This window comes from Streptomyces mayonensis (assembly GCF_018982965.1).
Classification (GTDB): Bacteria; Actinomycetota; Actinomycetes; order Streptomycetales; family Streptomycetaceae; genus Streptomyces; species Streptomyces mayonensis.
Genome location: NZ_JACBYP010000010.1, coordinates 38,362 through 55,844, shown reverse-complemented (window position 1 = coordinate 55,844; position 17,483 = coordinate 38,362). Strand labels below are relative to the sequence as shown.

At 71.3% G+C, this 17,483-nt stretch carries 15 protein-coding genes and 1 pseudogene; 3 read left to right on the top strand and 13 right to left on the bottom strand.

Annotated elements, in window-relative coordinates; all coding sequences use genetic code 11:
• Window positions 1-27: 27 nt before the first annotated feature.
• Genes HZS56_RS05820 through HZS56_RS05795 form a run of 6 tightly spaced genes read right to left on the bottom strand, consistent with a single transcriptional unit; the run spans window position 28 to window position 4,697 of the window.
• Window positions 28-591, bottom strand: a complete 564-nt coding sequence (locus tag HZS56_RS05820) for a type 1 glutamine amidotransferase (RefSeq protein ID WP_216719611.1) — start codon at window positions 589-591, stop codon at window positions 28-30.
• The gene (locus tag HZS56_RS05815) at window positions 588-1,424 is read right to left on the bottom strand and encodes an amino acid kinase family protein (protein ID WP_216719610.1); all 837 of its coding nucleotides are present in this window, start codon (window positions 1,422-1,424) and stop codon (window positions 588-590) included. Before HZS56_RS05815 ends, HZS56_RS05820 begins: the two co-directional genes overlap by 4 nt.
• Window positions 1,421-2,476 carry an N-acetyl-gamma-glutamyl-phosphate reductase gene (gene argC / locus HZS56_RS05810; protein WP_216719609.1) on the bottom strand — a complete coding sequence of 352 codons (1,056 nt, stop codon included), beginning with the start codon at window positions 2,474-2,476 and terminating at the stop codon, window positions 1,421-1,423. Before argC ends, HZS56_RS05815 begins: the two co-directional genes overlap by 4 nt.
• Complete coding sequence (locus HZS56_RS05805) at window positions 2,473-3,327, bottom strand: ATP-grasp domain-containing protein (protein ID WP_216719608.1); 855 nt, start codon at window positions 3,325-3,327, stop codon at window positions 2,473-2,475. The genes argC and HZS56_RS05805 overlap by 4 nt, the downstream gene beginning before the upstream one ends.
• Window position 3,328: 1 nt before the next feature.
• Window positions 3,329-3,514 (bottom strand): lysine biosynthesis protein LysW, encoded by a 186-nt coding sequence (locus HZS56_RS05800; protein ID WP_216719607.1) that lies wholly within the window; start codon window positions 3,512-3,514, stop codon window positions 3,329-3,331.
• Between the two features lie 28 nt (window positions 3,515-3,542).
• Window positions 3,543-4,697: a LeuA family protein gene (locus HZS56_RS05795; protein ID WP_216719606.1), complete on the bottom strand. Its 1,155-nt coding sequence runs from the start codon at window positions 4,695-4,697 to the stop codon at window positions 3,543-3,545.
• 209 nt (window positions 4,698-4,906) lie between these two features.
• On the opposite strand from HZS56_RS05795, the gene HZS56_RS05790 reads away from it, so the two are divergent.
• Entirely contained in the window at window positions 4,907-5,665 is a 759-nt protein-coding gene (locus HZS56_RS05790) for a maleate cis-trans isomerase family protein (RefSeq protein WP_216719605.1), read from the top strand.
• Between the two features lie 40 nt (window positions 5,666-5,705).
• Here HZS56_RS05790 and HZS56_RS05785 read toward each other — a convergent pair whose 3' ends face one another.
• From HZS56_RS05785 to HZS56_RS05770, 4 genes are all read right to left on the bottom strand, one after another.
• Window positions 5,706-6,395, bottom strand: coding sequence for a response regulator transcription factor (locus tag HZS56_RS05785; RefSeq protein WP_216719604.1), 690 nt, complete (start codon window positions 6,393-6,395; stop codon window positions 5,706-5,708).
• A gap of 57 nt (window positions 6,396-6,452) precedes the next feature.
• On the bottom strand, window positions 6,453-7,634 hold the full coding sequence (locus tag HZS56_RS05780; RefSeq protein WP_444875594.1) for an IS701 family transposase: 1,182 nt from the start codon (window positions 7,632-7,634) through the stop codon (window positions 6,453-6,455).
• A 400-nt stretch (window positions 7,635-8,034) separates the two neighbouring features.
• Window positions 8,035-9,312 carry an MFS transporter gene (locus HZS56_RS05775; RefSeq protein WP_216719602.1) on the bottom strand — a complete coding sequence of 426 codons (1,278 nt, stop codon included), beginning with the start codon at window positions 9,310-9,312 and terminating at the stop codon, window positions 8,035-8,037.
• A 99-nt stretch (window positions 9,313-9,411) separates the two neighbouring features.
• Window positions 9,412-10,023: an SDR family NAD(P)-dependent oxidoreductase gene (locus tag HZS56_RS05770; RefSeq protein ID WP_216719601.1), complete on the bottom strand. Its 612-nt coding sequence runs from the start codon at window positions 10,021-10,023 to the stop codon at window positions 9,412-9,414.
• Window positions 10,024-10,179: 156 nt separating this feature from the next.
• Here HZS56_RS05770 and HZS56_RS05765 point away from each other — a divergent pair, with 156 nt between their 5' ends.
• Window positions 10,180-13,470: an AfsR/SARP family transcriptional regulator gene (locus tag HZS56_RS05765; protein ID WP_216719600.1), complete on the top strand. Its 3,291-nt coding sequence runs from the start codon at window positions 10,180-10,182 to the stop codon at window positions 13,468-13,470.
• A gap of 284 nt (window positions 13,471-13,754) precedes the next feature.
• On the opposite strand, the pseudogene HZS56_RS05760 reads toward HZS56_RS05765, so the two are convergent.
• Both HZS56_RS05760 and HZS56_RS05755 read right to left on the bottom strand, forming a co-directional pair.
• Window positions 13,755-14,258, bottom strand: a pseudogene (locus HZS56_RS05760) (discoidin domain-containing protein); the annotation flags it as partial.
• A 684-nt stretch (window positions 14,259-14,942) separates the two neighbouring features.
• Window positions 14,943-15,365, bottom strand: a complete 423-nt coding sequence (locus tag HZS56_RS05755) for a secondary thiamine-phosphate synthase enzyme YjbQ (RefSeq protein WP_216719599.1) — start codon at window positions 15,363-15,365, stop codon at window positions 14,943-14,945.
• A gap of 84 nt (window positions 15,366-15,449) precedes the next feature.
• On the opposite strand from HZS56_RS05755, the gene HZS56_RS05750 reads away from it, so the two are divergent.
• Window positions 15,450-16,529: an NAD(P)-binding domain-containing protein gene (locus HZS56_RS05750; RefSeq protein ID WP_216719598.1), complete on the top strand. Its 1,080-nt coding sequence runs from the start codon at window positions 15,450-15,452 to the stop codon at window positions 16,527-16,529.
• A gap of 12 nt (window positions 16,530-16,541) precedes the next feature.
• Here HZS56_RS05750 and mltG read toward each other — a convergent pair whose 3' ends face one another.
• Complete coding sequence (gene mltG / locus HZS56_RS05745) at window positions 16,542-17,444, bottom strand: endolytic transglycosylase MltG (RefSeq protein WP_216719597.1); 903 nt, start codon at window positions 17,442-17,444, stop codon at window positions 16,542-16,544.
• Between the last annotated feature and the right edge of the window lie 39 nt (window positions 17,445-17,483).

Genomic DNA, 17,483 nt, shown 5'->3' with positions numbered 1-17,483 from the left:
CGGTTGCGGGCCCGGTGACGGCCGCGGTCACTGATAGAGCTGCGCGAAGCCGCGCAGGATCTCCAGGCCGTCCTTGCGAAACTCCAGGTGGGCCTGTGCGCCGTGGATCCGGCCGTCGTCCGAGCGCAGGAACTCCACGGGCGCGTGCTGGGAGCGGCCGATCGAGCGGTAGCCCGCAGGGGCAGCCTGGAGGTAGAGCGTGTGCCGGTGGAAGACGGTGACCGTGGGCTTCACATAGGTGAAGAGCGGTTCCTCGGTGTCGACCTGTGCCTCGTAACCGCCGACCCGCTGCGGGCCCTCGGCGAGTTCTCCGCCGGCCGCGACGGCGAGGATCTGCATGCCGCCGCAGATGCCGAAAACCGGCACGTGCGCTGTCGTCACCAGGTCGATCAGGGGTTTGTAGAACGTGCTGTCGTACGCGCGTACCTTGGTGCCGCTCAGCACGATGGCCTGGTAGCGGCCGTCCACGCGGGCTGGCACGGAAGAGGCGTCGACCGCCTCGGTATCGGACCCCAACTCCTCGAAGCGTGAACGGAGTTGTTTCAGCGAGAGCGTGCCGTTGTTGACGACCAGCACACGGGACCGCGTCATGCCTCTCCGCCTTCCGCTCGGTCCCGGAACCGGCCCCGGGATCGGGTGATGACCGTGCCGGTGGTGCCGTCCAGCAGCTCCGTGACGGCGGCGCTGCCGATGACGACCCGGTCCACACCGCGCTCCAGCGCCTCGCCGGCCGCGCGCAGCTTCTTGCGCATCCCGCCCTTCGCGCCCTTGTCGCGGAAGGCGGCGGCGTCCTCGGCGCTGATCCGGCGGACCGGCCGGCCGTCGATGAGCAGGTGGCCGACGTCGGTGACCAGGACCAGGTCGGACGCGCCGGTGGCGCCGGCGATCGCGGCGGCGGCCCGGTCGGCGTCGGTGTTGACCTCCTGGCCGGCCGCGTTCCGGGCGAGCGGAGTGACCAGGTAGGCGTGGCCCCGCTGGAGGTTCTTGAGCGGGGCCGGATCGACGCCGGTGATCGGGCCGACGAGGTTCTCCAGCTCGACGAGCTGCTTCTCCCGCCACCACCAGCGCTCGCCGTCACCCGCGCTGACCAGTCCGTCGCTGCCGAGCAGCCGCTCGGCGGTGATGCCGCGGCCCTCCAGCCGCGCGAGGACGTCCTCGGCCAGGACGGCACTGACCGTCTTGATGTCGTCGATGACCTCGGGTGTGGTCCACCGGCTCTGGTTTCCGTACCGGTCACGCAGGATCGCGGACGGTGCGCTGTGGCGCGGGTCGAGCTTCTTCAGCGGCTTGGACCAGCCGTGCACGAGGACCAGCGGCCGCTCCCGGCCGTGCCGGGCCAGGTCGTCCCACCAGGTGCCGCCGAGACCATCCAGGCAGCTGCCGCCGAGTTTGACCACCGTAGGAACGGCAGGCGTTGCGCTCATGCCGGCATCACCGGCTGCTGCGTCAGCCCCGTCTCCTCCGGCAGCCCGAACCGCAGGTTCGTCGCCTGCACGGCCTGTCCCGCCGCTCCCTTGACCAGGTTGTCGAGCGCGGCGAGCACGACGATCCGTCCGCCGTCCTCGTCCAGCAGGACCGTCACGTCGGCGTAGTTGGAGCCGAGCACCACCTGCGGGTCCGGCACCGGGATCAACGTCTCGCTGTGCCGCCGCACCCGGACGAACGGGCGTCCCTTGTAGAAGCGCAGGTAGGCCCGGTTCAGCTCGCGCTGGTCGAGCTTCTCGTCGGTGAACACGTACGAACTGGTCAGCAGACCCCGTACGTTCGGAACGCCGTACGCCGACATGGTCAGGTTGCCGATGGTGCCGGGCTTGCTCCGCTCCAGGAAGTCACCGACCTCGGCGGCGTGCCGGTGGCCGGTCGGTGAGTACGGGGCGATGGCTCCGGCGCGGAACGGGTGCAGGTCAGAGGTGCGCAGCTGGACGCCACCACCGCTGGAGCCGCTCTTAGCGTCCACGACCACCGTCTTCAGGTCGAGCCCGAGGCCCAGCGTGAGCGGCGCGAGGCCCAGCGTGATCGCGGTGGCGTAGCAGCCGGGCAGCGAGATGAGTGCGGCGTCGGCCAGTTGGCCGCCGATCAACTCGGGTACGCCGTACACGAATCGGTCCGCCAGGTCGGTGCGGCGCCTGACCTTCGGATACCAGCGGTCGTGCAGCTCCAGTGTGCGGATGCGGAACGCGCCGCTGAGGTCGACGATCGCCGGGACGCGGTCCGCGAGCAGCGAGGCCAGCTCGGCCGAGACCGGCGCCGGTGTGGCGAGGAAGAGCACGTCGACCTGGTCCGCGACCTCTTCGGTGACCGGCTGGATGGTCAGGCCCTGGTCGTAGCGGAGGCCGGGATGGAGCTCGGAGGGACGGCGGCCGATGTTGGAGGAGCCGCCCAGGAAGGTGAGTTCGAGATCGGGATGCTGGGTGATGAGACGGATGAGTTCGCCGCCGGCGAGCCCGGAGGCGCCGACGACTCCTGCACGGATCATGCGAGTAGCTCCTGCACATAACGGCCGATGGCCGAGGGGATGTCCACTCCGGTGGCGGAGGCCACCGCCCGGAAGCCGGGGGCGTGGTTGACCTCGTTGACGACGTGGCCGTCCGGGGTGGCGAAGAGGTCGACGCCGTAGATGCCGGGGCCGAGCACGTCCACCACACTCTCGACGATCTTGACGACATCGGGATCGTGGGCGATGGCGCGGTTCTTGTTGCCGAGCGCCGCGTTGTTGCGCCAGTCGCTGCCGCCGCTCTCGAACTCCGCCGCTCCGACCAGCTCCCGCCCGACGACCAGGCACCGCACCGAGCTGCCGCCGAGGTAGGGCTCCACCACGCCGGCCTGCTCGAAGGCGTGGGCCAGGTCCTCGATGTAGTCGTACACGGAGTGCGCGGTGTCGGCGTCCCGGATCAGCGTGACCCGCTTGCCCATCCCGCCGAAGACCGGCTTGAGGACGAGCGGCAGCGGCAGATCAGCGAGCGCCTTGTCGAAGTCCTTACGGGAGAGGACGAGCCGGTGGTCGGGAACCGGCACGCCCGCCGTCCGGAGGAGGGCGCGCAGCGCGGCCTTGTTCTCGCAGGCGTGGATGGCGCGGGCGGTGTTCAGCGTCGTGGCGCCGGCCGCCTCGGCGAGGCTGGCGATGAGGCCGCCGCGGGTGTAGCTGCGGCTGCGGATGAGGAGGGCGTCGTACCCCTTGATGGCCGGGGCGTCCGGGTGGCCGAGCGAGAGGGACTCGTCGTTGACCCAGTCGATACGGAGTCCGAAGGCGGGAGCCGCCTCGATGAGCAGCCGTTCCTCCCAGGCGATCCGGTCCGCGACGAGGGCGAGGGGGCGGACGGCGCCCATCTCACTGGCCCCAGTCGCGCAGCTGCACCTCGACCATCTCCAGCGTCAGTCGGCCGTTCTCGACGGCCTCGACGCGGAGGGTCAGAATGCACTCGGGGCAGGAAAGCGTCTCGCCGAGGGTGACCGGGGGGACGGTCAGGTCGGTCTCGCACTCGGGGCATACGCCGGTCAGGGTCGCGGTGGGCATCATGAACTCCGTAGACAGGTGAGGTGGGCTATGCGGTCACAGGACGGAAATCGATGGCGGCCTTGCGGATCGTGTCCCGGTCCAGCAGCGGCCGGCCGTCCCGCTCCTGCCGTTCGGCCAGCCATGGTGTGAAGGCGTCGACGTCGACCTCCAAGCCCGAATCGGCCAGGGCCCAGCGGACCAGCGCGGTGGTGAGGCGCGAGCGGACGCGCAGTTCACGTCGGTTGCCGACGAGTTCGGCGGGCAGCGTCTCGTACGCGTGCGGGTGGCTCAGCTGGCCCGGCAGCTCGTACGCGAAGGCGTGCGGCGTGGTCGGCCCGGACTGGAACGCCTCCCCGAGGCCGGCGCCGCGCAGGGCGATCCGGGACAGCTCGGTGAGGTGGGTCAGGTCGAAGCGGGTGTCGCCGTGGATGACGCGCAGCGAGGTGAGCAGTTCGGCGAGCGGCGCGTTGCCGCCGCGCTCACCGATTCCGCCGACGGTCGCGGAGATCCACCTGGCCCCGGCGCGGACGGCGGCCAGCGAGTTGGCGACGGCCATGCCGAGCATGTTGTGCGAGTGGATCTCGATCTCGGAGCCGGGAATCGCGGTGAGGTCCGCGATGACCTCCTCCATCTGCCACGGCGAGAGGTACGCGACCGTCTCCGCGAGCCGGAACCGGTCGGCGCCCGCCGCGAACCCCGCCTCCACATAAGGGACGAGCCGCTCCCGTGGCGTACGGGCGCCGTCCTCACCGCTGAAGGTGACGTGGAAGCCGCGCTCCTTCGCCTGCTGGATCGCCGAACGCGCGAGTGCCTGGAGGAACTTGGGACTGGCCGAGTCGAGCTTCAGCTGTGCGTGCTGCTCGGAGGTGGGGATGGAGTACATGATGTGCCGTACGCCGAGCCGTTCGGCCTCGTCCAGCGCTCGGGCCACCTGGCGGCGGTCGCGGACGACGACGAGGGTCATGCTGCGCTCGGCAGTGACCGCCTCGTGCGTGGCGAGGACGAGGTCGGCATCCTTGGAGTCCGGTCCGGAGACCATGCCCACCTCGACGAGGTCGACGCCCGTACGCACCAGCAGGTCCGCGATGGCCGCGGCGCCCTCGGGGCTGAATTCGACACCCGCCATATGCGCGGAGTCCCGCAGGGTCGCGTCCGATATCCGGGGCGGACTCTCCAGTTTCTCGGGGCCTTCTGTTGCCATGTGTTCCGCTCCTCCTTCACAGCTGAATTTCGCTGACTCACATCTTTCGGTGATTCGACTGGAAGGGGCAATACCCAGCGTGTCACAGCTGCGTGGCGGAGTGTCAAGGAATGTCAAGAAGGAAAGGACACGCAAAGAAGGCGTGCGGGCGTGCGAAATAGCGGCAGGCAGGCACCAGGTGGTGTTCCGTACGTCCTACGGTGCTGACCATGGATCTCTTCTCACTGCCCCGGCTAGGGGTCGTCGTGCCGCCGGAAAATCCCACGGCGGAACCCGAGTTCAATCACCTGCTCGGCGCCGGAATGAATGTGTACACCTCTCGTTTCCCGGTGACGCCGGGCGTCGGACTCCGGGCGATGCTGGAGACGTACAACGAGGTGCTCCCGGCCCTGCTGGGCAGCTTCGGTGCGCTACGCTTGGACGCGACCGTGGTGGCGTGCAGCGCGTCGCACTACCTGCTGGAGCCGGCCGGCGACCGGGCCTTCTGCGACGCGCTGTCCGAGCGCGTCGGCGCGCCGGTCCAGTCCTCCACGCAGGCGATCCTGGCGGCCTGCGAGGCACTCGGCGTGACCCGGCTGACCCTCGTCTCGCCGTACGAGCCGTGGCTGACCGAGACCTCCCGCGCTTTCTGGGAGCGGGCCGGGCTGACGGTCGACGGCGTGGTGCTCGTCCCTGCGGAGGAAGCCGCGGGCCCGGGCGGGACCGCGCACTTCGACCCGTACGGGGTGACGACCGGGGTCATCCTGCGGCGGATCCGGGAGCGGGAACTGCCCGCCGGTACGGCCCTGCTCTTCACGGGTACGGGCATGGGCACGCTCGCCGCCCTGACCGAACTGGCCCGCACCGGGCCGGACCGCACGCTGCTGACGTCGAACCTCGCCTCGGCGTGGTGGGCGCGGCGGATGGTGGGCGGGGCGGGACAGGCGGACCATCCGCTGCTGCGGCGGTTGGAGGACGCGGGCGTGTGAGGCGTGCTCCGGGTGGCCGCGCCGCCACCGGCGAATCAGCTCAGCCCGCGGTCGTCTCCGGCATCTGCCAGGCGTATCCCATCCGGTAGCCGACGCCACGGACCGTGATGATCCAGCCGCCGGAGCCGAGCTTCGCCCGGAGGCTGCTCACATGCGTGTCGATGGTCCGGCTGGTGTGGCCCCAGTTGCTGCCCCAGACCCGGGCCATCAGCTCTTTCCGCGTCACCACCGTCTCCGGTGTGGCGGCCAGCGTGTAGAGCAGCTCGAATTCCTTCGACGTGACGCCGATGAGCCGCCCGCCGAGGCGGACTTCCTGGCGCCGCGGATCGATATGGAGATCGCAAAGGGAAATGGCGGCGGGAAGCATCTGCCGAGGCTGGACTCGGCGCAGTACCGCTTCGATGCGTGCGCTCACTTCCCGGAAACCCCAGCTTTTCACCACACAGTCGTCGGCACCGGCGTGCAGAACGAGAACCCGATCCAGTTCGGCATCGGCCTCGGTGACCGCGATCAGGGCCGTATCGCCGCCGTTGCGCAGCGACCGGCACAATTCCAGTCCGTCGATATCCGGCAGCTCCAACGAGAACATCACCAGATCCGCCTCACCGTGGACGCGGAGCGCGCGTCTTCCGGTGGAGACGCTGCCGGCGGTGAATCCCTGCCGGCGCAGATCGCTCACCATGGCAGCTGCGGCGGAGGTGTCCTGCTCCACCACGAGTACCCGTCTCATGTGCTCCACCTCTGCCTCTTCCTTGGCCGTCACGTCGGTCGGGAGCGCCCGCGTCTGTCAGTGCGGAGCGCCGGCGAACACGGCGGCCGGCGCTCCGGAGAGACGCTGGAAGACGTAGGCGGCCGAGGCCATGGTCATGTGGTGGTGCCAGCCGGGGAAGGAGCGGCCCTCGAAGTCGAGGACGCCGAACCGCCGGCCGAGCGTGGTCATGGCCGAGAGCGCCGCGGCGTGGCTGCGCGCCAGCCGGAGAATCTCCTCGACCCGCAGGTCGGTGAGGGTGGTGAGCCAGTACCGGGCCGGCTGCCGGCCGTCCGGATCGGGTCTCTCCAGGATGCGGTACGGGCGCGCGCCGGCATCGTCGCCGACGCCGGACCGCGGTGCTCCCACCGTGCCGGCGTAGATATGGACGGGTACGGGACGAACGTGGCCGTTCGGCGTCTGCCGGAGCAGGACGTGGGTCTGCCGCGCGTGCCGTACCTCCATCAGCGCGCTCACCGTGGTGGCGACGGGCGTGTGCCGGCCGGTGAGGAGAACCGGATGGTCCGGCGCCACCTCGCACACCATGTCGGCGTGCAGCCGCCTGAGCCCCGCGAGCACGCCGGCCGCGTCGACGCACCGGGTCAGGTCCAGCACCCACGGCAGCCCCGCGAGCGGTGGCTGCGCGGCGACCCCTGCGGCGTACCCGATGACATGGTCGGCCGGCGTGCGGCCGGCCTCGGACCCGGGAATGCGCGCGCGGCGCCCGCGTTCCCGGTCCGGATTCCACGCGCCGTCGAGCACGAGGCTCCAGTCCACCGGATAGCACTGAGTTCCCGATGCGAGGAAGAGGACCAGGGCACGCTGGCAGTTGACGGACCGTCCGGTCACGGGATCGACGCGCCGGTGCACGCCGACCGAGTGTTCGCCGCGCTTTGGGATGATGAGTTCCGCGACGGTCCAGGCGTCCGGTGTCGTGCGCGTGGCGACCCGTCGGGCGAGCCTGCTCCGTACCGGATTCCACTCCCACGGGCTGGCGTTGATGAACTGGTGGAGACCGTGTGCCGCGGCCGAGGGTAAGGGCCTCCCCAGTGCCATGCGGCGAGGTGTCTTCTTGCCGGGCGCATGGAGCAGCGCCCAGAGGTACGTCTGAGCCCAGCGGCGCTGCTCCGGCCGCTGGAACGCCGGGAAGATCTCGTCCATGAACGTTTGCATGTACGCGCCGTCGCCCGGTTCCGCCGCGCATATCTCACTTGACGACATGTAACGCTACGCCCCCCGATACTCGTAAACACTCGCACCCGTGTGGATACATGGCACATCAGTACGAGGTGAAAGTACCGCCCTGGCCGGAGTTTGCCCGGGTCAGCCCTCTATTTTGCAACTTCGCGACCTGACCTGCGAAGAAGCCTCTCGGTGGCACGTCCGCGAGGGGCGTGCGGAGGCCGAGGACCGGACTCCACCAGTGGTGGAGCCGTGCTGCGGAGTCGTCCGGCGAAGTGTCAACAAATCATGAACATGGCCCTGGCACGGTGCTGTGCAAGGAGTTCGGAGACGGTGTCCCGGTGAGGAAGGCCGCTGCCACGCCCGGAGGCCGGGCTCCGGACGGAAGAGCCGACCGCCGGAGGACGAGGGAGGGGCGTCCTCCGACGGTCGGGGCGTCTCAGGTCGCGGGTACCTCGGCCCTGGTCTCGGTCTCCGCCGCCGTCCTCCCCTCCGCGGAGGGCCGGTGGACGGGGAACCCGGCCTTGCGGGCGTAGAGCACGACCACGATCACCGGCAGCAGGAGCAGCACGACCGTCCACGGGAAGGACTCGCTGCCGAGAGTGTCCAAAAGGATGCCGCCGACGATGCCGCCGCCGGCCATCGCGACGTTCCAGAGCGTGACGAGCATGGCCTGCGCCGCGTCCGCCGACTCGCCGCCCGCGTCACCGACGGCCGTCTGCAGAAGCGTCGGCACACCGCCCCAGCCCAGGCCCCACAGCACGGCCGCCGCATAGACGAGCACGGTGCTGTCGGAGAGGACTGCCAGGACCAGCGAGGCGACGGCGACCAACAGCGCGCCGCCGACGGTGAGACCGCGCAGCCGGCGGTTGATCTGCGCGCCGACGATCCAGATGCTCGCCAGCGAGGCGGCGCCGAACACCAGCAGGATCAGACCGGTGTGCCCGCCCAGGCCGAGGTCCTTGAGGTACGTGGCGATGTACGCGTACAGGATGGTGTGCGCCAGCACGAAGACCAGCGTGACGAACAGGACCGGCGAGACGCCCGGGATGGTCAGGGTGCGCAACAGCTTCGGCCGCTCGCCACGGGCCTGGCCGGGGAAGTCCGGCACACCGGCGAAGATCCACACCAGCAGCGCGACCGTGAGCCCGGTCATCGACAGGAACGCCGCTCGCCAGCCGAGCCACTCGCCGAGGAACGTACCGGCGGGCACGCCGAGGGAGAGCGCGACGGGGATTCCGGCCATGGCGATGGCCATCGCCTTGCCCTGGAGGTGTACGGGAGCGAGGCGGCGGGCGTAACCGGCGAGCAGGGCCCAGGCGAGACCGGCGGCCACACCGGCGACGAACCGCGCCACCATCGTCAGCTCGTAGACCGACGACACGGCGGTCACGGTGTTGGCGACGGCGAACCCGGCCATCGCCGTGAGCAGCAGCTTCTTACGCTGCCAGCCGGCGGTGGCGGCGGTGAGCGGGATCGCGGTGAGCGCGGTGCCGATCGCGTAGATCGTGACTGTCTGCCCGGTGGCGGACTCGCTGACCCGCAGGTCCTGGCTCATCGACGGCAGCAGACCGGCGGGGAGGGTCTCGGTGAGGCTGGTGATGAAGACGGCGGTGGCGAGGGCCAGCAGGGCGAAGAGCGGGAGCTTGCGCGCTTCCTCGCCGCCCTTGGGGCCCGGTGCCGCGGCGGAGGCGGCCGTGTCGGGTGCGGTGCTCATGGGGTGTGCTCCAGGTTGCCTGATGGGAAGGGGTGATGGTGCGGGGGGCGGTGGACGGTTCAGGTACGGCCCGGACCGCTCACGGACGGCCGGTACCGCTCACGGCCGGCCGAGGCCACCGTCGACGGGGAGCCGCGCGCCGGTGGTGAACGTCGCCTCCGTGGCCAGGAAGAGCGCGGCACGGGCCACCTCCTCGGCGGCGCCGAGACGTCCCAGCGGAGGCAGGGGTACGGCGCCGGAGCCCGGCGCCTCGATACAGCCCGGTGCCACGGCGTTGACGCGGATGCCACGGGAGGCGAGTTCGGCGGCGAGGGCCCGCACGGCGTCGGGACACGGGGTCGGTGCGGTCAGCACGACGGCGCCGCCGTCCCGGAGGTGCGGCAGCAGCGGCCGGGCGATGGGAATGGCGTCGGCGAAGAGCAGATCAAAACCGGTCTCCTCTTCGGGCCCGTCGAGTCCTTCCCGTGCGAGGATGTCGACCCCTTCGAGCCCTTCGAGCCCTTCGAGCCCTTCGAGCAGGCCCACGACCGAGGACGGTGAGACGACACGGGCGACGGAGCCGAGTTCACCGACCGCGTTCGCGCGCTCCTCCTCGGTGCGGGCGGTCAGCAGGACGCTCGCTCCGCCCTCCACGAGCCGCTTGGCGATGGCCAGGCCGATACCGGTGGGCTCACCGACGACGAGAGCCTTCCGGCGCGCGTACTTGGTCATGGTCTGCCGCTCCTTCCGCTCCCCCGGTCGGTACGACTCTGCGCCCGGCCGCTTCGGAGAACCTTCGGGAAACCTTCGGGCGGCCTTCGTGGCCGGCCGGCGCCCGGAGTGGCAGTGACCGGGGCGCGGGTCTCCCGGGCCTGTACGGTGGCGCCTATGCGGTTTGGGGTGCTCGGGCCACTGGTGGTGTGGGACGGCGAGGGGCGAGAGATCAAGGTCCCGGAGGCCAAAGTGCGGGCGCTGCTGGCGGATCTGCTCGCGAACGACGGAGGACCGGTCTCCGCCGACCGGCTCATCCAGGACCTGTGGGCCGACGCGCCCCCGGGCAACCCGGCGGGCGCTCTCCAGGCCAAGGTCTCCCAGCTGCGCAGGGCCATCGGCCGCGACCGCGTGGTACGCCGGCCTCCGGGCTACCGGCTGCGCTTCGACGACACCGACGACGAGACGGACGCCGTACGCTTCCGGACCCTGGTGAACCGGGCGCGACCCGTCAAGGACCCGCACGTCCGGGCCGAGTTGCTGACGGAGGCCCTGGAGCTGTGGCGGGGCCCGGCGTACGCGGACTTCGCCGACGCCTCCTTCGTACGGCCGGCGGCCCAGCGCCTCGCGGAGCAGCGCCTCTCCGTCCTGGAGGACCAGGCCCATGCCCGCCTGGAGACGGGCGATCACGCGCTCGTGGCCGGAGAGCTGGCCGACGTCGTCGCACTCCACCCGCTACGGGAGCGCCTGCACGCGCTCCGCATGAGGGCCCTGTACGCGACGGGCCGCCAGAGCGAGGCACTGGCGTCGTACGAGTCCCTGCGCACGCGCCTGGCCGAGGAGCTGGGGGTCGACCCGAGCCCCGAACTGACCGCGCTGCACGGAGCGGTGCTGAGGCAGGAGCCGGGACTGAGCGCGAGCACGTACGAGGAGGAGAACGGCCTGCGCCTTCCGGCGCACGGCTCCGCGGGCCCAGCGCCGCACGCGCTCACCACCAGAACGCCCCACTCCAACCTCCCCGTCCCTCTGACCCGCCTCGTAGGCCGCGGCGAGGCCCTCACCGACCTGGCCCGACTCCTCTCCGCAACACGTCTGGTGACCCTCACAGGCCCTGGTGGCGTGGGCAAGACCCGGCTCGCCGTGGCGGCGGCCTCTGCCGAGCAGGACGGCGCGGAGGCGGGCGAACTGGCGGACGGTATCTGGCTGGTGGAGTTCTCCGGCATCCGTTCCGGCACTCCCGCCGACCTCGCCCAGGTCGTCGCCGCCACACTCGGCATCCGCGACGACGCTCCGCGCGCGCTCCCCGGCACAGGCACCTCCATGCCCTCCCTCCCGCACCGCCTCGCCGCCGCGCTGCGCAACCGCCGCGCCCTGCTCGTCCTGGACAACTGCGAGCACGTCGTCGACTCCGCCGCAGAACTCACCGGACTCCTCCTGCGCACCGCCCCCGGCTTGCGAGTCCTCGCCACTGGCCAGGAGCCACTCGGGCTGGCGGGCGAGGCGGTGTTTCTCGTCGAACCGCTGCAACCGGCGGACGCCGTGAAGCTGTTCATGGAACGGGCAGCCGCATCCGCGCCCGGCTTCCCTCGCGACCCGGACGCGCCGGAGGAGCCCGAGCACCGGGCTGTGGTCGAGATCTGCCGCCGCCTGGACGGCATCCCGCTCGCGCTGGAGCTCGCCGCCACCCGTGTAAGGGCCCTTGGAGTAGAGGAGTTGGCGGCAAGGCTCAACGACCGCTTCCGGGTCCTGACCTTCGGGCGGCGCGGCGCGCCGGCCCGCCAGCAGACGTTGCGAGCGGTGATCGACTGGAGCTGGGAGCTGCTCAGCGCGCCCGAACGCATCGTCCTGCGCCGCCTCGCCGCCCACAGCGACGGCTGTGACCTGGCGGGCGCCGAAGCAGTCTGCGCCGGGGACGGCGTTGCCCGGGACGAGGTGCTGGACCTGGTCACGCGGCTGGTCGACCGCTCCTTGGTCGTCGTGGTGCCCGGACCGACCGGCCCTCGCTACCGTCTCCTGGAGTCCGTCGCCGCGTACGCGACCGAGCGGCTCCACGAGATGGAGGACCTCGCCGCTGTACGGGACCGCCATCTCGTGTACTACCGGACCTTGGCCGAAGAGGCCGAGCCGCGGTTGCGCGGCGCCGGACAGCGGCCCTGGCTGGCCCGGCTGGACGCGGAGGCGGGCAACCTGCGCACCGCGCTCGACGAGGCGGTGCGCAGGGCGGGCGCGGAGCCGGAGGAGGCGGTCCGGCTGGCCACCGCGCTGGCCTGGTGGTGGCTGCTGCGGGGGCGCCTGACCGAGGCCCGCCGCAGCCTGGCCGCGGTGCTGGTCGCCACGGACGGCCCAGCTGAACTCGTGCTCCTGCACGCTGCGTTCGCGCTCCTCACCGGCGCCCCGGGAACCGCTGCGGCCGACACGGCGGACGCCCGAGGGACCAGCTCCACGTCCGAGGCCGTCCCCGACCCGGTACGCCGGGCTCGCACGCTCTGGCTGTGCGCGTATGGCCTGTTCAGCGCGGGTGACGTGACCGGCAGCGCCGAGCTGAACACCCGCGCACTCACCTTGTTCACCACCGCCGACGACCCGTGGGGCATCGCCGCCGCACTTGGCCTGCGCGCCACCCTGGCGCTCGTCAGCGGCGACCTCGCCGGCCTCGGTCAGGACGGCAGCCGCAGTGCGGGCATGTTCCGCGAACTTGGCGACCGGTGGGGAGAGTTGCAGACGGTCTCGCCGCTCGCCGCGCTCGCGGAGATCAAGGGGGCTTACGAGGACGCCGAGCGCCGTCAGACCGAAGGACTGCTCATGGCACGCGAGTTGGGGCTGCAGGCGGAGGTGTCGGCCCGGCTCTCCGGCCTCGGCCGACTGGCGCTGCTGGCCCGCGACTTCGACCGCGCCCGCGACCTCCACGAACAGGCTCGCCGAATCGCCGCCGAACAGGGCTACAAGTACGGCGAGATCCACTCCGAGATGGGCCTGGCCCTCGGTGCCCGCCGCTCGGGCGACCTCGACGTGGCCGAGGCCCACCTGCTGCACATCCACGACGGCTACGCGGACGTCTCCTCCCAGGCGGGCGACCACCTCCTCCTGGCCGAACTCGGCTTCATCGCGGAGCTGCGCGGCGACGCACACACGGCGGAGGCGCACCACCTTGCCGGCCTGAAGATCGCCCGAGCCCTGGCCGAACCCCGAGCCCTAGCCCTCTCCTTGGAAGGCCTGGCCGGCGTGTCCGCCCTAGCGAACCACACCTCCACCGCCACCCGAGCGGCCGTCCTCCTCGGCGCGGCAGCGGCAGCCCGCCGACGCGCCGGGGCCCCGCTGCCTCCCGCTGAACGGGCCGACGTCGACCGCATCACGACGGCGACCCGAGCCGCGCTGGGCCCGGCCGCGTTCTCGAAGGCGTACGAGCTGGGCACCGGCCTCGAACCGGAGGAGGCGGTCCGGGCGGCCCGTACCGCCGCGGAAGGCTGACGGCAGGACACCGCCTCCCGGCCACCGAGCGGGCGGGTCCGGCCCGGCAGTCGCCCGGGCGCAGCGGACACGCACCATATCGGCGAGACGGTGGCCCGAACTCGAACCGGCACCGCATCGCTCGGTCAGCCGCCTCGGCCTCCTGAACGATGTCGCGAAGGGTTCGAACTGATCAGCTGTAGACCCCGAACTCGTGCAGTGAGTAGCCCCAGCCCGTGCCGCGTGCGGTGAGCTGGAGCCTCACGTGGCGGGCCGTTTCGGCCAGGGCGATGGTGTCGACATCCGCCGAGCTTCTCGGGTGCGGTGACCGCGAACGTGCCGTTGCCCGTGGACCGGAACTGCGCCGGTACGAGCCGCTTGTCGCCGTTGGCGTAGTTGCCGCTGAGGAAGATCTTGTTCGTGACCGGGTCGTTCTCGGGGTCGCGAATGTCTGCCCGTACGGTGAACTCCCCGCCCGCCGGAGCGGTACCGGCCGGTGTCACCGTCATGCCGCTGACGACCGGCGGCAGGTTGTCGCCGGCGTTGGAGCCCGTGAACGCCTTCTTCACCGAGTAGTACGCCAGCCGCGTCGGGGACCAGGTTGAACCACACGCCGCCGAAGTCGTGCTCCAAGCCGTAGTGAAGAGGGTCGCGCCCAGCGCGCCACGCCCTGGTGGCCCAGAGTGCAGTCCCAGGCCGGCCTTGGTGTAGCCGTCGCGCTTCTGTACGTCGGTGGGCTCGTCGGGTACGCCGTTGGCGTCGTCCGGCACCTCCCACTCATCCGCCGGGCCGGTCTCGGCATGCGCGTACCCGACAAGACCTCGAACCGACCTTCACTTCCTGGGCGCTTCGACGAATTGGCGTGGCGTGGGCATCGTGGAGGCCGCCGCGACGCCACCCGTTCACGTCCACCGCGATCTCGTCGACGCGCTGGGCCGCAGGGACCGCGACGAGGCCCTGCGGTTCATCCAGGAACACCAACACCAGCCTCCGGACGGCCGAGACTCCAGCACATACATGACGCGACGAACCCATCGGGCAGCCGGAACCAAGGGGGCGCTCACCCGTCGGCGCAGACGCGTGCCGGCACCGGCTGAGGAAGCACGCGTGCACCATCGGGGTTCATCCGCAGCGGTTCTTCCCCTCCTCGACCGGAGAAGCGCAGCCCCTGTCCCTGCGGTTGGCTGAGCACCTCGGCATCCCCAGAACCTCGCCTTCAGCCCGGTGGTGCTCACCCAGTCGTGGTGTCGGTTCCCCTTTCACCGTGAGAAGCCGAGCCGGACCTGGGATGCAGTGGCCCCGGCGGGGTAGAGGTCGCAGACATGCAGTGGGATCACGACCCGTCATCACTGCACGGGGAAACGGGTCTCCGTGGCAGGTGACAGCCTCCCCAGGTGCGTCACCGCGCAACACCGCTCGCCCCGGCCTGCTCGGAGCTGCACCTCTCACTGGTGCGGCCGGACATCAGCCCTACAGTGACGGCAGAGGCAGCTTCACCCGAGGAACGACAGCCGGACCTGACGGTTGGCATTATCGCGATTTGTATCCACCAGGCACACCGACTGCCAGGTGCCCAGCTCCAGGCGGCCGCCGATCACCGGCAGCGTGGCGTGCGGGGGCACGAAGGCCGGCAGGACGTGGTCGCGGCCGTGTCCGGGGCTGCCGTGGCGGTGCTGCCAGCGGTCGTCCGCGGGGAGCAGGGTGTGCAGGGCGGACAGCAGGTCGTCGTCGCTGCCGGCACCGGTCTCGATGATCGCGATCCCGGCGGTGGCGTGCGGCACGAAGACGTTGAGCAGGCCGTCGCGGCCGGCCGCCGCCTCGCGCAGGAAGGACTCGCAGTCGCCGGTGATGTCGGCGACCCGTTCCGCCGAGCCGGTGGCGAGGCTGAGGACTCGGGTGGTGAAGGCATCTGACATGCTCCCATCCTGGCACTGAAGGGAGTCCGGGGCGCCTCCCGGCGCCGGGGGAAGACCGGGGCGTCCGGCGCCGTTAGTAGAAGTGTGAACTACACACGCGAGGTCGAGGTCGTCGTCATCGGTGCCGGTCAGGCCGGGCTGGCCACCGCCTATCACCTGCGGCGCACGGGGTTCGAGCCGGAGCGCGACTTCGTGGTGCTCGACCACTCCCCCGGCCCCGGCGGCGCCTGGCAGTTCCGGTGGCCCTCACTGACGTACGGCAAGGTGCACGGGATGCACGCGCTGCCGGGCATGGAGCTGACCGGCGCGGACCCGGCGCGGCCGTCCGCCGAGGTGGTGAGCGGGTACTTCGCGGAGTACGAGCGGGCCTTCGACCTGCGGGTTCGGCGGCCGGTCGACGTCCGCGCGGTACGCGGGGGTACGGAGGGGCGGCTCGTCGTCGAGACGTCGGCCGGGGTCTGGTCCACGCGGGCACTGGTCAACGCGACCGGCACCTGGGACCGTCCGTTCTGGCCGCGCTACCGGGGTCAGGAGAGCTTCCGGGGACGGCAGTTGCACACCGCGCAGTACGCGGGGCCCGAGGAGTTCACCGGGCAGCGCGTGGTCGTGGTCGGCGGGGGCGCCTCGGCGACCCAGCACCTGCTGGAGATCGCCCCGTACGCCGCGTCCACCACCTGGGTGACCCGGCGGCCGCCGGTCTTCCGGGAGGGACCCTTCGACGAGGACGCGGGCCGGGCGGCGGTGGCCCTCGTGGAGGAACGGGTCCGGCAGGGACTGCCGCCCAGGAGCGTGGTCTCGGTGACCGGGCTGCCGCTGAACGACGCGGTCCGGGCCGGGCTGGAGTCGGGTGTCCTGGACCGGCGGCCCATGTTCGACCGGATCGTGCCCGAAGGGGTGGAGTGGAGCGACGGGCGGCGCGTGACCGCGGACGTCATCCTGTGGGCGACCGGGTTCCGGGCAGCCGTCGACCATCTCAGGCCGCTGCGGCTGCGGGAACCGGGCGGCGGCATCCGGGTGGAAGGGACGCGCGCGGTCGCCGACCCGCGGATCCACCTGGTCGGCTACGGCCCCTCGGCCAGCACCATCGGCGCCAACCGGGCGGGACGCGCGGCCGTGCGGGACATCAGGCGGCTGCTGGCCGAACCCGCGCCTCTCGCCGCGTGACGCCCCGCCCGGTCACTGGGACGGGGCCTGGTTCGAGGCGCTCGACCTGGCCTTGTTGAACTCCGCGACGTTGCGCTGGTGTTCGGCGTAGTCGGCGGTGAAGCGGGTGTCACCGGGCTTGACCGTGACGAAGTACAGCCAGTCGCCGGGCGTCGGGTTGATCGCGGCCTTCATCGCCTGCTCACCCGGGTTGGCGATGGGCGTGGGCGGCAGCCCCATGCGCCGGTACGAGTTGTACGGACTGTCGATCTTCGTGTCCTTGGTGGTGGTCTTCAGGGTGGAGCGTCCCAGGGCGTAGTTGATGGTGGAGTCCATCTGGAGCGGCATGCCGCGCTCCAGCCGGTTGAAGACGACCCGGGCGACCTTGCCCATGTCCTCCTCGGCGGCGGCCTCGGCCTGAACGATGCTGGCGATGGTGACCGCCTGGTAGACGTTCAGCGCGTTGCGCTGGGCGCCCGCGGCGACGGGTGCGCCGGTGAATTTCCTGTTCGCCGTGTCGACCATGGCCGTCAGCAGCTTCTCCGGGGTGGCCTCGTCACCGAGCGGGTAGGTCGCGGGGTAGAGATAGCCCTCGGGGTTGCCCTCGGCGTCGTCGGGCAGCTTGAGGTGGGCCTTGGGCAGGGATTTCCTGGTGGTGCCGGCGGGCAGGGCAAGGGCCTTGTCGACGGCCTCGTAGACCTGGGCCGCGCGCCGGCCCTCCGGGATCACGAGGGACGTGGGGCGGGACTCGCCCTCGTCGTCCGGCATCAGCAACGGCACCGCCACGGCGGTACCGGCCACGACGGCGCCGGCCGCGATCAGGGCGATGCGGCCCCGGCGGGTGAGTCGGATCGCCCTTCTGGGGCCTCTGGTCTTCCGGACGCCTCCGGCGCTTCTCGCGCCTCTCGCGCGCCGTGACGGTGTGTTGATCTGCATGCGGGCACGTTAACCCCCATTCGCACTCAAATCCGGCAT

What these genes read in the sequence shown, in the direction of transcription:
- HZS56_RS05785 (WP_216719604.1), bottom strand. Translation starts at nt 6,395, where the DNA reads ATGAGACGGGTACTCGTGGTGGAGCAGGACACCTCCGCCGCAGCTGCC.
- HZS56_RS05755 (WP_216719599.1), bottom strand. Translation starts at nt 15,365, where the DNA reads ATGTCAGATGCCTTCACCACCCGAGTCCTCAGCCTCGCCACCGGCTCG.
- HZS56_RS05790 (WP_216719605.1), top strand. Translation starts at nt 4,907, where the DNA reads ATGGATCTCTTCTCACTGCCCCGGCTAGGGGTCGTCGTGCCGCCGGAA.
- HZS56_RS05815 (WP_216719610.1), bottom strand. Translation starts at nt 1,424, where the DNA reads ATGAGCGCAACGCCTGCCGTTCCTACGGTGGTCAAACTCGGCGGCAGC.
- HZS56_RS05820 (WP_216719611.1), bottom strand. Translation starts at nt 591, where the DNA reads ATGACGCGGTCCCGTGTGCTGGTCGTCAACAACGGCACGCTCTCGCTG.
- HZS56_RS05805 (WP_216719608.1), bottom strand. Translation starts at nt 3,327, where the DNA reads ATGGGCGCCGTCCGCCCCCTCGCCCTCGTCGCGGACCGGATCGCCTGG.
- mltG (WP_216719597.1), bottom strand. Translation starts at nt 17,444, where the DNA reads ATGCAGATCAACACACCGTCACGGCGCGCGAGAGGCGCGAGAAGCGCC.
- HZS56_RS05795 (WP_216719606.1), bottom strand. Translation starts at nt 4,697, where the DNA reads ATGGCAACAGAAGGCCCCGAGAAACTGGAGAGTCCGCCCCGGATATCG.
- HZS56_RS05780 (WP_444875594.1), bottom strand. Translation starts at nt 7,634, where the DNA reads ATGTCGTCAAGTGAGATATGCGCGGCGGAACCGGGCGACGGCGCGTAC.
- HZS56_RS05800 (WP_216719607.1), bottom strand. Translation starts at nt 3,514, where the DNA reads ATGCCCACCGCGACCCTGACCGGCGTATGCCCCGAGTGCGAGACCGAC.
- argC (WP_216719609.1), bottom strand. Translation starts at nt 2,476, where the DNA reads ATGATCCGTGCAGGAGTCGTCGGCGCCTCCGGGCTCGCCGGCGGCGAA.
- HZS56_RS05765 (WP_216719600.1), top strand. Translation starts at nt 10,180, where the DNA reads ATGCGGTTTGGGGTGCTCGGGCCACTGGTGGTGTGGGACGGCGAGGGG.
- HZS56_RS05770 (WP_216719601.1), bottom strand. Translation starts at nt 10,023, where the DNA reads ATGACCAAGTACGCGCGCCGGAAGGCTCTCGTCGTCGGTGAGCCCACC.
- HZS56_RS05775 (WP_216719602.1), bottom strand. Translation starts at nt 9,312, where the DNA reads ATGAGCACCGCACCCGACACGGCCGCCTCCGCCGCGGCACCGGGCCCC.